The organism is Flavobacterium sp. (genome assembly GCF_030146175.1).
GTDB lineage: Bacteria > Bacteroidota > Bacteroidia > Flavobacteriales > Flavobacteriaceae > Flavobacterium.
On sequence record NZ_JASLCE010000086.1, the window covers coordinates 37,953 to 51,467 of the forward strand.

At 40.7% G+C, this 13,515-nt stretch carries 14 protein-coding genes; 6 read left to right on the top strand and 8 right to left on the bottom strand.

Annotated features, from left to right (window positions below):
• Window position 1: 1 nt before the first annotated feature.
• From Q1R07_RS10320 to Q1R07_RS10330, 3 genes are read left to right on the top strand one after another with little or no spacing between them, the layout of a single operon-like run.
• A complete protein-coding gene (locus Q1R07_RS10320; protein WP_300489561.1) occupies window positions 2-1,033 on the top strand; it encodes an iron ABC transporter permease in 1,032 nt (343 codons plus the stop codon).
• The gene (locus Q1R07_RS10325; RefSeq protein ID WP_300489564.1) at window positions 1,033-1,821 is read left to right on the top strand and encodes an ABC transporter ATP-binding protein; all 789 of its coding nucleotides are present in this window, start codon (window positions 1,033-1,035) and stop codon (window positions 1,819-1,821) included. Before Q1R07_RS10320 ends, Q1R07_RS10325 begins: the two co-directional genes overlap by 1 nt.
• A gap of 44 nt (window positions 1,822-1,865) precedes the next feature.
• A complete protein-coding gene (locus Q1R07_RS10330; protein ID WP_300489566.1) occupies window positions 1,866-2,639 on the top strand; it encodes a dienelactone hydrolase family protein in 774 nt (257 codons plus the stop codon).
• Between the two features lie 115 nt (window positions 2,640-2,754).
• On the opposite strand, the gene Q1R07_RS10335 is transcribed toward Q1R07_RS10330, so the two are convergent.
• The 6 genes from Q1R07_RS10335 to Q1R07_RS10360 form a co-directional block, all read right to left on the bottom strand.
• Window positions 2,755-3,189 carry a VOC family protein gene (locus Q1R07_RS10335; RefSeq protein ID WP_300489569.1) on the bottom strand — a complete coding sequence of 145 codons (435 nt, stop codon included), beginning with the start codon at window positions 3,187-3,189 and terminating at the stop codon, window positions 2,755-2,757.
• A 128-nt stretch (window positions 3,190-3,317) separates the two neighbouring features.
• The gene (locus Q1R07_RS10340) at window positions 3,318-3,899 is read right to left on the bottom strand and encodes a pseudouridine synthase (protein WP_300489572.1); all 582 of its coding nucleotides are present in this window, start codon (window positions 3,897-3,899) and stop codon (window positions 3,318-3,320) included.
• A 45-nt stretch (window positions 3,900-3,944) separates the two neighbouring features.
• Window positions 3,945-4,829 (bottom strand): thiopeptide-type bacteriocin biosynthesis protein, encoded by an 885-nt coding sequence (locus Q1R07_RS10345; RefSeq protein ID WP_300489575.1) that lies wholly within the window; start codon window positions 4,827-4,829, stop codon window positions 3,945-3,947.
• 11 nt (window positions 4,830-4,840) lie between these two features.
• The gene (locus tag Q1R07_RS10350) at window positions 4,841-7,060 is read right to left on the bottom strand and encodes a lantibiotic dehydratase family protein (RefSeq protein WP_300489578.1); all 2,220 of its coding nucleotides are present in this window, start codon (window positions 7,058-7,060) and stop codon (window positions 4,841-4,843) included.
• 18 nt (window positions 7,061-7,078) lie between these two features.
• Window positions 7,079-8,293 carry a lanthionine synthetase LanC family protein gene (locus Q1R07_RS10355; protein WP_300489581.1) on the bottom strand — a complete coding sequence of 405 codons (1,215 nt, stop codon included), beginning with the start codon at window positions 8,291-8,293 and terminating at the stop codon, window positions 7,079-7,081.
• 164 nt (window positions 8,294-8,457) lie between these two features.
• Window positions 8,458-8,688, bottom strand: a complete 231-nt coding sequence (locus Q1R07_RS10360) for a hypothetical protein (protein ID WP_300489584.1) — start codon at window positions 8,686-8,688, stop codon at window positions 8,458-8,460.
• Between the two features lie 272 nt (window positions 8,689-8,960).
• Between Q1R07_RS10360 and Q1R07_RS10365 the strand changes: the two genes are divergently transcribed.
• The 3 genes from Q1R07_RS10365 to Q1R07_RS10375 all read left to right on the top strand — a co-directional run bounded on the left by Q1R07_RS10365 (window position 8,961) and on the right by Q1R07_RS10375 (window position 11,450).
• Entirely contained in the window at window positions 8,961-9,338 is a 378-nt protein-coding gene (locus Q1R07_RS10365) for a helix-turn-helix domain-containing protein (RefSeq protein WP_300489587.1), read from the top strand.
• 193 nt (window positions 9,339-9,531) lie between these two features.
• The gene (gene rmuC, locus Q1R07_RS10370; protein WP_300489590.1) at window positions 9,532-10,896 is read left to right on the top strand and encodes a DNA recombination protein RmuC; all 1,365 of its coding nucleotides are present in this window, start codon (window positions 9,532-9,534) and stop codon (window positions 10,894-10,896) included.
• 2 nt (window positions 10,897-10,898) lie between these two features.
• The gene (locus tag Q1R07_RS10375) at window positions 10,899-11,450 is read left to right on the top strand and encodes an acyl-CoA thioesterase (protein ID WP_300489593.1); all 552 of its coding nucleotides are present in this window, start codon (window positions 10,899-10,901) and stop codon (window positions 11,448-11,450) included.
• Window positions 11,451-11,562: 112 nt separating this feature from the next.
• Here the strand turns inward: Q1R07_RS10375 and Q1R07_RS10380 are convergent, their stop codons facing one another.
• Window positions 11,563-12,747 (bottom strand): T9SS type A sorting domain-containing protein, encoded by a 1,185-nt coding sequence (locus Q1R07_RS10380; RefSeq protein ID WP_300489596.1) that lies wholly within the window; start codon window positions 12,745-12,747, stop codon window positions 11,563-11,565.
• Window positions 12,748-12,808: 61 nt separating this feature from the next.
• Window positions 12,809-13,515 (bottom strand): T9SS type A sorting domain-containing protein (locus Q1R07_RS10385; protein WP_300489599.1); only part of this gene is annotated, 707 nt, incomplete at its 5' end.

Here is a 13,515-nt window from a genome sequence, read left to right on the forward strand (position 1 = left end):
TTTGATCGCTACCAACCGCCATAAACTGTTATTCGGATTACTGGGAATTACCCTGATCGTACTTTTTCTGATCAATATCGGAACGGGTTCTGTTTCCGTACCTTTAAAGGAAATCCTAAACAGTCTCACCGGTAATGAAGTCAGTAAAAAATCGTGGGAATATATTATCCTGAATTACCGTCTACCCAAAGCGTTCACCGCCATATTGGCCGGAATGGGCTTATCGATTAGCGGTTTACTAATGCAGACCTTATTCCGCAATCCGCTGGCCGGACCTTATGTTCTCGGATTAAGTTCGGGAGCGAGTTTGGGAGTGGCGTTTGTCATCTTGGGCGCTGGAATTTTACCGGTTTTTTTACGCGATCTGCTGGTTTCCTCCTACGGCATCGTAATCGCTTCTACATTGGGTAGCTTTTTGGTTTTAATGGCCGTTCTGTTTGTATCACGTCAGTTACGGGATACGATGGCGATACTGATCGTTGGTTTGATGTTTGGGAACTTTGCCTCGGCCATTGTTGGCGTACTAACCTATTTCAGTACCGCCGAACAATTGCAAAAATTCACATTCTGGTCGTTGGGAAGTCTCGGAAACCTGTCGTGGACTTCGATCACAATACTTTGTACCACCGTGTTTATCGGTATGCTGTTAAGCCTTATCAGTATCAAGCCCTTAAATGCGTTGCTTTTAGGTGAAAATTATGCCCGTAGCCTTGGGATCAATTTTGGAAGAATCCGTTTTATCATTATCATCGCCACGAGTTTATTGGCCGGAAGCATTACCGCTTTTGCCGGACCTATTGCTTTTGTCGGATTAGCCGTGCCACATATGGCCAAACTGTTGTTCCAAACCAGCAATCATGCCATATTATTTTGGGCGACTTTAGTATTAGGCGCGGCGATTATGCTTTTATGCGATACGCTTTCGCAAATGCCGGGTAGTGAAATGACCTTACCGATTAACGCCATCACGTCACTGATCGGTGCTCCGGTAGTGATCTGGTTATTACTCCGAAAACGCAAAATGATCAACTAATGGAGGCCCTACAAAACAACATCCTAACAGCTTCCGGTCTGACCATTGGTTACAAAACCAAAAAGGTCACCACCGTTATCGCCGAACAACTGCAACTGGAATTACCATTAGGGAAACTCATCACATTAATCGGTAGTAATGGTATTGGAAAATCGACCTTATTACGCACCCTTACCGGGATTCAGAAACCGTTGGAAGGAACCGTTTTACTTAACGATAAAAATATTAGCGCTTACGATCCGCTTGAACTGGCGCAACATCTAAGCCTGGTACTTACCGAAAAACTACCGCCGAGTAACCTTAGTGTTTTCGAACTGGTAGCACTGGGTCGGCAACCGTATACCAACTGGCTTGGTACACTTTCTGATGACGACATCGCTCAGGTTAAAAAAGCTTTGGAACTCACCCAGATCTCACATCTGTCCGATAAAAGACATTATGAGATTAGCGACGGACAATTACAAAAAGTACTCGTAGCCCGTGCGTTGGCTCAGGATACGCCGCTGATCATTCTGGATGAACCGACTACCCATCTGGATCTTTTACACAAAGTGACCTTGTTTCAACTTTTAAAACGACTGGCACACGAAACCGGAAAATGTATTTTGTTTTCCACTCATGATATCGACCTGGCCATACAACTTAGCGATGAAATGATTGTGATGTTACCGGGAACCGTTTTACAGGATACGCCGTGTAACCTAATTGCGAATCAGATATTTGATCAGCTTTTTAAAGACGAAAACATTGTATTCGACAGCGAAAAAGGGAAGTTTATCATTCGCTAAATCCAATTCGGTTTTGTAATTTTAACCGAACAAAAAAAATTATCATGAACTGGAAAACCCCAACCACTGCTCTGATATTAATGCTAACCAGCAGTATTGCTCAGGCGCAACTCAAAACAATCGATTATTCCGATGGTAAACAAGCCCTTCAGGGTTTGATAGCCACTCCCAAAAAAGCAAAAGCCAATAAACCGGGTGTCCTGATTTTACCTGCCTGGATGGGCATTGATGCCAATGCAAAAGAAAGCGCTCAGGAATTGGAAAAACTGGGTTACTACGCTTTTGTAGCCGATATTTACGGTGTGGGCAACAAACCGGAAAATACCAAACAGGCCGGAGAACGCGCCGGTTTTTACAAAAAGAATCCGTCGGAATATCAAAAACGCATCCGATTGGCCATGGACGAACTGGTAAAACAAGGTGCCAATCCGAAAGAACTGGCCGTAATAGGGTATTGTTTTGGCGGAACCGGAGCCATTGAAGCTGCACGGGCAAATTTCCCGGTAAAAGGTATTGTCTCTTTTCACGGTGGATTAGGAAAAGAACAGGGTGAAAAAACCGGATTGATCCAACCAAAAGTACTGATCCTTCACGGTGCCGATGATCCGTATGTACCGGAAAGCGACATTAAAAGTTTTCAACAGGAAATGCGCGATGCCAAAGCCGACTGGCAGATGGTGTATTATGCCAATTCCGTTCACGGTTTTACGCATAAAGATGCCGGAAGCGATAACAGTAAAGGCGTAGCCTATAACGAAAAAGCAGCCAAGCGTTCGTGGAAAGCCATGCTTGACTTTTTTGATGAGATTTTTAAATAAAGTATAGAAATAAAAAACCAGTCAGGTTTTAGAAACCTGACTGGTTATAATTAATACGAAGACCTGTCCGGTTTTGGAAACCGGACAGGTCTTATTTTATAGAATGATCAAGGTGTTATGATCCTTTTTGTTCGTAATCGTAGTTTACCATCCAGTGGATTCCGAATTTATCGGTAAACATTCCGAATAAAGCACCCCAGAATGTTTTTTCCAAAGGCATGGTTACTTTTCCTCCGGCTGAAAGTCCTTCGAAAATACGTTTTGCATCCGCTTCCGAATCAGCATTGATCGAGATCGAAATATTATCCCCGGCTGTAACAGCATGTCCGCCGCAACCTTCAGATGTATCACTTCCCATTAATACCGTTCCGCCAATTGGAAGACTTACGTGCATGATTTTTTCTTGTTCCGATTCCGGAATAGGTTGTTCGGAAGGCATATCTTTAAACTTCCCTTTGTATTGGAATTCACCACCAAATACCGATTGGTAAAAATCAAACGCCGCCTCACAGGTACCGTTGAATGTTAGATAAGGATTTACATTTGCCATAATTTTGTTGTTTTTTGTTTGTTTTGTTTGGAACCTCAAATGTAGCCAATATTCAAATCCGACGCGTAAACTGCTCGTTATTTTTTAGGATGATCAACTGGTGATTTTCTAGTAAAAAAAATGCGCTATTATAGTGATTCCGGCAATTCAAAATGTGCTACTTCGCGCACTGCTCCGGCTTCGAGATTTTGTAGTGTTATAGTTCCAATTCGCACGCGAACGAGACGTAACGTTGGAAAGCCCACAGCTGCTGTCATTTTTCGTACCTGACGGAATTTCCCTTCGGTAAGCGTTATCGAAACCCAACTGGTTGGTCCGTGTCGTTCGTCGCGGATTCTTCGTCCCACTCCTATATAATCCGGTAATTCGGTTATACCCCTCGCTTCACAGTTTTTTGTAGTGTACCGCGTTCCTTTTACCCCGATTTCGACGCCCTTTTGCAAGGCTTCGACTGCTTCGGCCGTGATGATTCCGTCTACCTGAGCATAGTATTCTTTGGCTACGGTTTTGCTACGCACTCGTTCACTCATCATACCGTCGGTTGTGAGGAGCAATAAGCCCTCCGAATCTTCATCCAGTCGGCCGATAGCCATCGTTCCTTCCGGAAAAGCATGGAGTTCGCCCAGTAGTTTTTTATGTCGTTTCTTTTCATAAATAAACTGACTCAGATAGCCATGCGGTTTGTGGATCAGAAAATGATGGTGTGCCATAACAGTGGTATTTGCGGCAAAAATACACTTTTTTAATTGTATCGATTAGCCGGAAATCGTTAACTGTGCTTTCTTTTCGCGCGCCAATACCGAAGTGTAATAACTGCACAACAGGTCGTATAATATCATTTCACACTGACGGTTATTGGAATCAAACAAACGGTTCATCATCATATGTATATGACTTCCCAATACATCGCTTAAACGTTCCGGTTCCAACGCTTGCCGTATTCTATTCGCCGCAACCAAAATCGTGTGATCTCTTTCCCGAAGCAATGCTTTTAGGTCGTTTGAATCGGGATCGCTTTTCATAAAACGATCGATTTCATTTTTATGATTCCGGTATTTGGTACTCAGGTCTTTTTTAGTCGCCGCATTTACCTGGAATTCCTTAAAAAATCCTGCTCTAAGATGTTCGACCAGGTTTTTCCGCGCTTCCCTATCATAACCGAACACGTCCAAAAACGAATCGATTGCCGCCATTCCGACCATCCATCTTTCATTATCATTATCGGTAAGTTCCAATACCGTAAGCAGTTTGACAATGCATTCGCTATCGTAAAAAAACAGCGTTTCGGTTTCTTCCATTACCATTTCTCCGTAACGACTCAATTCCCGTTCGTAGGTTTCGGTTTGGATTTTCCAGATCGTATGCTGATCCGATAAACGACGAAAGGTATCCCGAAAAGCGAGAATTACCATTCCGATATGTTCCGGTTGCGTAAGATGCAATCGCAGTCGCAGGTGATGTTCCGGATCGGCATAGCGGATAAAAAACCATTTGTCGATTAATCCGTCGCGTAACAAACCGGTTACCACCGTATAAAAATGGTTGTACAACACCGAATCGGTTGTTGCAAAACCGGTATAAATCTTATAATACAGCCATTCTTCTCCTATAAGAAACGAGGCTTTAACATTGTTCTCCATTTTGTTTCTTTTTAAGATCCGGTTTTAAAAAAAGAAAAAATAAACTCATTGGCGAAATACTCCGTTTCGTTTCCGCCTACCAGCGTCACATCGGTTCCCAGAAATTCTTCCAACTCGAACACGCTTTTTTTCGCAACAGCCGAAACCAACATCTGAAAGGACGTCAGGTTTTCCAGATTTAATAATAACTTATTATCCCCTTCAACCAAAAAGACATATTGCGGAATCTTTCGTTCGTCCCGCCATTGGGTAACTTCCGTTAAACCGGAGATGGTATCGATTTCTTTTAGTTTTTCAAATTCTTTGCCCAATACTTTCCATTTGGCTTTCGACAGGATAACATTTTCGTATTCCACTCGTGGCAGAAAATTCGATTCGTCGCGGTGAACGCCCCAGTTCAGATACAAACCGCCTCTTTTACCCTGCGCCTGTAAATCGCATAGGAAATGATAAACCGGCAATGCGTTATAACTGTAATTATGCGCATTTGTGAGTCGCGGTAAAACTTCTTTATTGTGCTTACGGGAACGCAATACGATCCGGCCGCTTTTTACCGAAACGCTTAAATCGGTTATCGGAAGCTGATTTTCTACAGGTTTACCTGAAGTTGCCAGATACGGAATCTCAAATTGCCTGAAATCCGGTCGCATCAGCACATTTCCAACTCTGTTTTCGGGTAGGTGAATGATTTCCGATACTAATTTATCCGGATTTAGTTCTTCTTCCGCCCGAATAATAGTGCGTGCATGTTTGTCCATTTCCGGATCGCCCAAACAGAAGCGTCCCATCAGATTGGCCGCGCCCGATCCGCCTACAGATCGAATCACCAACTGCTCCGAGGTTTCCCCTTTTACCACCTCAGCAACGATCGAAAAGGTATCCGGAAGATCGTTCCATCCGGCTTCGGTTCCTTTTAAATCGGCTTCCTCGATCCGGATTACGTTGCTTTTATTTTCCCGGGCTTCCTGCATTTTCCGATATAAAATACTATCGAGTGCCGTCCAGCGTACTTCTTTTCGTTTTTGTGTTCCAACATTCGGCACACGGATATTATGCAACAGTGTATTAATTCCTCCTTTGTAATTATTTACAGGATAACCAATACCCAATTCATTATCCAACACCAACGATAACGGAACCTCCCGGTCTTCGTAACGTTGCCGGAACTTTTCGATAAATTGCTGTAATTGCGGATTTTCGTTTTTGGGCGTGATCCGATTTAATACGGTGATCGCCTTTTGAAGCGGAACCGTTACTTCCTGTGCCAATACATTCCGACTGGCGTTCAGAAACATATCCGTTTGAAAAATAAACTTTTCATCAAAAGGGATTTCAAACCGGCGTAGTGTTTCTATCAGATCATGATAGCGTTCCGGATCGTTCCCTAAAGTATGATCAAGTGCGCCTATTTTTACGGCAACTTCTTCCAATAACGCCACCTGTGCTTCCGCTCCTTTTATTTTTTTAAGAATGTTAAGCGTTTGTCCGATAAATTCCGTGCCCGAAACCGAAAGTTCCATTTCGCTAACCAATATCTGATTATCGATTAACTCGTCGATAAATTCCGTTGCTTCCGCTTGGGTAATTTCATCGGAAACCAATGCCTCAGCCAACGTCGCTTTTAAAACACCCGTTTGCGCCTGTTTTAGGCAATCCCGAATATAATCCGAGCCTTCAATCTCGATCAGATGATGGATACGGTTTCCGTTTTTATACAGACATTCCACATAGCGGATATGATCACCTATAAAATAGAGACTGGAATTCGGATAATACCGCAGTTGTTCCCGGATCGACGGATTGGTGGTAAACGATTGATTTAACGCTCCCACAAAATTCATATCCAAACGGGTATGGCGTTTATTTTGTGTATAATCGGTATTTCGGATAGCACTTTCTTCTGCAAAAGTTCCTAATCCACAACCGGCAAAAAGCCCAAAAGGAGTCGATCGGGAAGCCATTCGGGTCAGGTATTTCAGGAAAGAGAGACGAATTTTTTGGATCTCTTTTGGATCCTTACTATTTCCCGACACCCATTTTTCTATTTCGCGGTATAAAACCGGCGAAGCCAGAAAAACGGCTTCTTTTACAACCGGGTTTTCAAATTGTTTTTTTATGTTTTCGTCCGATACCTCTTTTCCGGCAGTCAGTTTTAGAAAATGATCAACTGGAAGTAAAGGTGTTCTTAAGACGTAATTATCAAAGTTTATATAGGGCGATTTTTGTTCCATGTACATTGTGTTGAATCATTACAAACTAAGGAATACCGCTTTGTCAACCAAAGGCGCTCCCATTGGAGAAAGTGTCGCCAGATAGGCCGTAGCGACTCCCGAAAGCCCTTCGAGCAACGAACTGTCGTTTTCCTTACGTTCGCCTCCATCATAAAGGCAATATCCTATTTCGGAATCGGTTCCTGTTTTATAATCGTATGTTTTTTGCAGCCAATAGTCCGCGGTTTCCCGGAACATTATTTCGCCGGTACGGTCGTAACTGTTTTTAAACAGCAATGCCAATCCGGCCGTTCCGTGACACAATCCGGCGTCGTGGTGCATCGTTTCAGCGATCAATCTCCGACCGGCTACCTGTTTTAATTTTGTTATCGTTTCCGCCTGTAAAGCCTCATCCTGTAAGACATCCGCCAATAATAAATGCGTATATAAAATCCCAAGATCACCGTAACACCAGGCTACTCTCGATGTTTCCGGTTTTGTCGTCCCGTTTCGATAATCCTCTTCCAACAACATCGTCGGATAATACGATTTTATAGTTCCTAATTCCTGAGTATTGTGGCGGTAAAAATTCAGACTTTCTTCCAGCAATTTTCTACAGGTATCCGTTTGGATATTGTGTTTGATACATTTACCTAAAAAGTATTGGATTCCGGCATTTCCGTGTGCCAGACCAAAATCAATCTTATAGGCTTTTGTTTTAAAAAAATCGAACGTACTCCAATAACAGCGATTTTCTTCTCTTTTAGCGGTTATATTCAAGCGGTCGATTACCTTTTCAGCATAATCCGCCTGTCCTTTTTCAATAAAATAAAGTGCCATTCCCATCGCACCATGTAGTATATCCACATGATCTTCATCGAGATTATCATCCAGATGCTCTGCGATAATTTCGTCAATTTCTTCGATAACTTCTTTATAATCGGCAATATCGATATGTTTCTCTGCTGCTAACTGGTACAAAAGGAATGCATAACCAGCCAGACCACCGCTAAAAGACGGATAAAACGCTTCACTTTCCGAAAGTATAGCATATACTTTATCAATATATTTTGTAAGAATGACAGGATCTACTAGTTCCGGAAATTGCTTCCGGATAGCTGTCAGTGTGAGAATGATCCCGGGTAATCCGGTATGTAATGCGATTTGGGCGACTTTATTATCACGAAAAAGTACTGTTTCGTTTTGCAGATATGCCGCTATTGTATTCAGTTCCTTATAACTATCAAAATTCATAAACAAAAGTAGGTTCAAGGTCATTATTAAATGCAAAACCGTTGAAGAACCGGTATTCTCCAACGGTTTAAATAGCACAATTTTACACTATTGCATATTACAATGCATTTATACAATTATAAATGCGATGGTGTGCAATCGCTATTTATGCTACGATGCTCTTTTTACATCTCTTCCCAAGTATAGGTCGGACAATAGTGATGTGTCACACATTCGATTTGTATACTTACACAATCCCTTCTTGTTAATTTTACACCACAAGGCTCCGGATCTGTCCATTTTACTTCCGTTGCGAAGCTGGCACATGTTTCGTTTGTTCCACCACCCTGGATGTTTGCTTTTTCCTTATCCGTTAAAACGGAAACTACTTTCTTTTTTAAATTTAATCGTTTCATTGTATAATAAATTTGATTGGTTGCGGTATTTAAAATGGTTTTACCGCTTCGAAAATGTTATATTCGACCTGGTAACAACCTTAAAAAAACAATGCATTTTGAACCATTAAAATTTTTAATGAATCGCATTTGACATGATTAAAAATCTTGTTTTTTTCAAATTTAGGAAGTAAAAAAATAGGTTCTTATTCGTTTTAAGGGTAATTTTACCCGTTTTTTATAGGATAATATTTATTTTTTATATTTTTAAGACCTAAAAAAAGAGTAATTAGATGAATCGGACTGTAGGAGCAAAAATTCGCCATTTGAGAAAAACACGCGGTTATTCACAAGAAGAAGTTGCCGAAAAACTCAACATCTCACAATCGGCTTATGCCCGTATCGAAAACGGAGAAAGTCAATCCTGGGCTTCGCATATTGAACAGCTAAGTACGATTTTTGAGGTAAAGCCGAAGAGTTTTTTGTCTAAACAAAAAGAGGGTTCTCCTGCTAAAAAACAAAAGGATAAACTACAATTGCGGGATACTTTGATCGCTCTAGACGAAGTGTACCAAAAGCTAATCGAACAATACGAAAAACGCCTGCAGGAAAAAGACGAACTGATTGCTTTATTAAAACACGGACTGGAAACCAAAAAGTTGCTACCGTAACAGGTTACTTTTATTGGATTCTTATCGCTCTCTCCCAATATCTTAAAAACACTTTCCTTTTTTATACGGATTTCCGTACCGGTATCTTAGCTTATTTTGATCAATTTTATCCCGTTTGAACGGGACTTCTTTTTTTGCATTCCTAAAAAACAAATAGCTATTTTTACAGAACCATTACATAACAAAACAAACGATGTTACAAACTCTAGTTTTACTCGCCGCATTTATTTTAGCACTGGCTATCGGAATCTATCTTGGAAAAGCCCTATTCAGCGCGCGTTCACAATCGGAAAAATCGGGATTGGAAGAGCGTATTAACGGTCTGTTAGCACAACAGGAACAACTCAAACAACAGTTTTTACAGGAACGCAGTCAGTTTGAGCGACAGTTGGCATTGGTTCAGACTGAAAAGGAAAACATCCGCAACGAAAAAGAAGCGCTGGCCATACAGCTTTCCAAAAAAGAAGTCGACTTTGAAAATCTTTGGGAACGCAACAAAGAACAAAAAGAGGAAGTAAACCAGCTACAGGAAAAATTCACCAAAGAATTCGAAAATCTGGCTAATAAAATCCTGGAAGAAAAAACCAATAAGTTTACCGAACAGAACAAAGAAAACTTAAAAAACATACTATCGCCATTACAGGAGCGTATTCACTTATTTGAAAAGAAAGTTGAAGATACCCATAAAGAGAGTATCGACTATCACGCTGCTTTACGTCAGCAAATTCTAAATCTGCGGGAAACAAACGAGCAGATGAGCAAAGAAACGCTAAACCTAACCAAGGCATTGAAAGGCGACACCAAAATGCAAGGAAACTGGGGCGAGCTGATTTTGGAAAAAGTACTGGAAAAATCAGGATTGGAAAAAGGACGCGAATATGAAGTACAGCAAAGTTTTGTAACTGAAGAAGGCAATCGTGTACAGCCGGACGTTGTGATCAACTTACCGGACGGTAAAAAAATGATCGTCGATTCCAAAGTATCCCTTACCGCTTACGAACGTTATGTAAACGAAGACGACGAAACGACTCGAATTCACTACCTGAAAGAGCATGTTAACTCGATAAAACGTCATGTTGACCAACTGGGCGGTAAAAACTATCACGATCTGTATCAGATGGAAAGTCCGGATTTTGTATTGCTATTTATCCCGATGGAACCTGCTTTTGCAATCGCTTTAAATGAAGATGCTACCTTATACAACAAGGCTTTTGAAAAAAATATTGTGATCGTTACTCCGTCGACCTTATTGGCAACTTTGCGTACCATTGACAGTATGTGGACCAATCAGAAACAACAGGAAAACGCTTATGAAATTGCCCGTCAGGCCGGTGCTTTATACGACAAATTCGAAGGCTTTGTAAACGATCTGATCAAGATTGGTAAAAAAATGGACGAAGCCAAAACCGAATACCAGGGCGCCATGAACAAACTGGTTGACGGAAAAGGAAACTTGATCACCAGTGTAGAAAAATTAAAAAAGATGGGCGCCAAAGCCAAAAAGGCATTACCCGAAAGCATCCTAAACCGTGCTAATAACAACGAACTAACCGAATAAAAATGAGTACCGAACCTAAGAAAATCAGCTCTTCGCGGATCAGTATTTCCGAACTGATGCTGCCTTCGCATTCCAATTTTAGCGGAAAAATACACGGAGGTTATCTCCTCTCGTTAATGGATCAGATTGCGTTTGCCTGTGCTTCGAAATATTCGGGTCGCTATTGTGTAACCGCATCGGTTGATACAGTCGATTTCCTAAATCCGATTGAAGTAGGCGAACTGGTTACGTTAAAAGCTTGTGTCAATTATGTAGGCCGAAGCTCTATGGTTGTTGGTATTCGGGTTGTTTCGCAAAACATCCAGACTGGAAAAATAAAACACAGCAATTCCTCTTATTTTACGATGGTAGCCCAAGATGATAATGGTAATAGTATTGCCGTACCCAAACCGATATTATCCACTTTGGACGAAGTGCGTCGTTTTTATGATTCCCTTCGACGAATAAAGACCAAGAAAGAACACGCTGAACACACCAATAATTTTGACCACACCAGCCAGGAAGCATTAGACAGACTTTCTGATTATGGCGTTACACTGGCATTAAAAAGATAAATGATATTTAGAAATAAACCGCACCCAAAGATAGCGTCTGACATTTGGGTGCAGTTTATATTTATATTTTAAATCGTATGTTTTAAGTCTAATATATGTCTGTATATCTCTCTTATTTTTTTATGATTTTTTTCGTTGTTTGCATTCCTTCGTCGTCTTCGACAATTAGCAAATACATTCCTTTTTCATTCGAAGTAAGATCTACCTGATTTGTCTCCGACCGGGTAATTAACCTTCCCATTACATCATACCCTTTTAACGAGCGTATATTCTGATCTGACAATACCGTAAATAAACCTTCGGACGGATTCGGTAGTATCTTAATTTCTCTTATCTGACTTAAGACAAAATCTTCGTTTTTAAGTTTTTTACTTTTAACACCTCTTACCGTAAAGGCGAAATTAACAGCCTTTAAAGCAACCCAATCGTCTAATCCAAAATCAAATCTTTTTGCATACGGACCGGCTTCGGTTTTTAATGATCTCCAAAACCATTCTGCTAACAAACCATCTGAAAATAACGGCGCAAAAGATACCCAGTATCTTACATTTTTTTCCAAAGTCACTGCCGGCGCTCCATCCAACTCAAGTGCACGTTTCACATCGACAGTATAATCATTAAGTTCTTTACGATTGTCAGGTTCATCACTTATTAAAGTCAGATGTTGGTAAATAGCTTTAGAATCCTCATGAAGCAAAAGATCCATGACTACATCCTCACCTTCCACCGTTGGTTTCCCAGAAGGGGATCCATCTTTGTCTTTATATATAGATACCCCTAAACCGGAATTAAATGAAAAATCCTGCACTTGAAATCCATAAAAGGTAATACTTGACAAATCAAAAGATTCCGAAGTCTGAAAACTGTCAGTAAAGACACTATCATGATCACTCTTTGTTATACTTGCTTTAAACCCCGTCGAAATATCATCGGGATCAACATTCCGTTGAAAAATTATTGATTCTTCGGCTGAAGAATCCGCTACAACAACAAAATCATATATTTCATCCAGATTACGGGAACCATCCCTAAGTTTTTGCACTCCAAAATAATACGTTCCCGGTTCACCGATACTGTTGGACCACGTTCCATTTCCAGTCAGAAGTTCGCTAGTTCTTAACTCCTCCCCCGTATCTTTTCTACCAAATACAATCCAATCCGTTCCCGCTTCTGGAAATTTTTTATAGTATAGAATGATTTCTTCGTTAACTTGATAGGTAAACTTCGGTAATTGCAACTGTTGTGCAAATGAAAATAGCGGCAATAAAAGGGTCAGTACTAATATTTTTTTTATCATGGCTTATATATTTTTTTAGTATCTCTAATAATGAACACTCTTGTTTATACATCCCGATATCTTATTCTTTAATTAGTTTTGTATTGGATTTATGGCCATTTCCATACGTAATAACTACTAAATAAGTTCCCTTAGGGTAAGTTGACAAATCTATTGTATCCGAATTTCCTTTTAATAGTAATTGCCCGGTTATGTTATAGACTTCGGTCAAAACAATCCCTTGCCCCGGAGTAATCGCAAAAACACCATCAGTCGGATTAGGATAAATCGCCGCTACAGCGGTATGCGAATCCAATACCGAAGTACCCAACGTTACTTTTGTACCTTCAATACTAAATGCTGTAGAACGCAGATCACCCCTGTAACGCCATTCTGTATCTCCGCTTTGCCATACCAGCATGTCATATCCGCCACCATCACCATCGTACCAATACCAAACTTTATCTTCCGGCAAACCATCGGTAGCTACAACCGGAGCAAAAGCCAACCAATAAGAACCTGCTTCCAAAACCAATTCTTTACCAGCCAGATTCAGATCAACCGATATAATAATCTTCTCATCTTCGATTCTTTTTAACAGCCCCGGATTGGCATTATCCAGATAAAAATGAGCTAAAGAAGTTCCTGAAAACGGAATTTTAAACCTATTGTTATAAACATCATTTTTGAAAACAAATACATGTACCCCTTGTATCAGGGAAATATCTCCGGGAGCCGTTTTACCTATTTGTCCTACAAAATTAAATCGGGTGATTTTACTTTTATTTT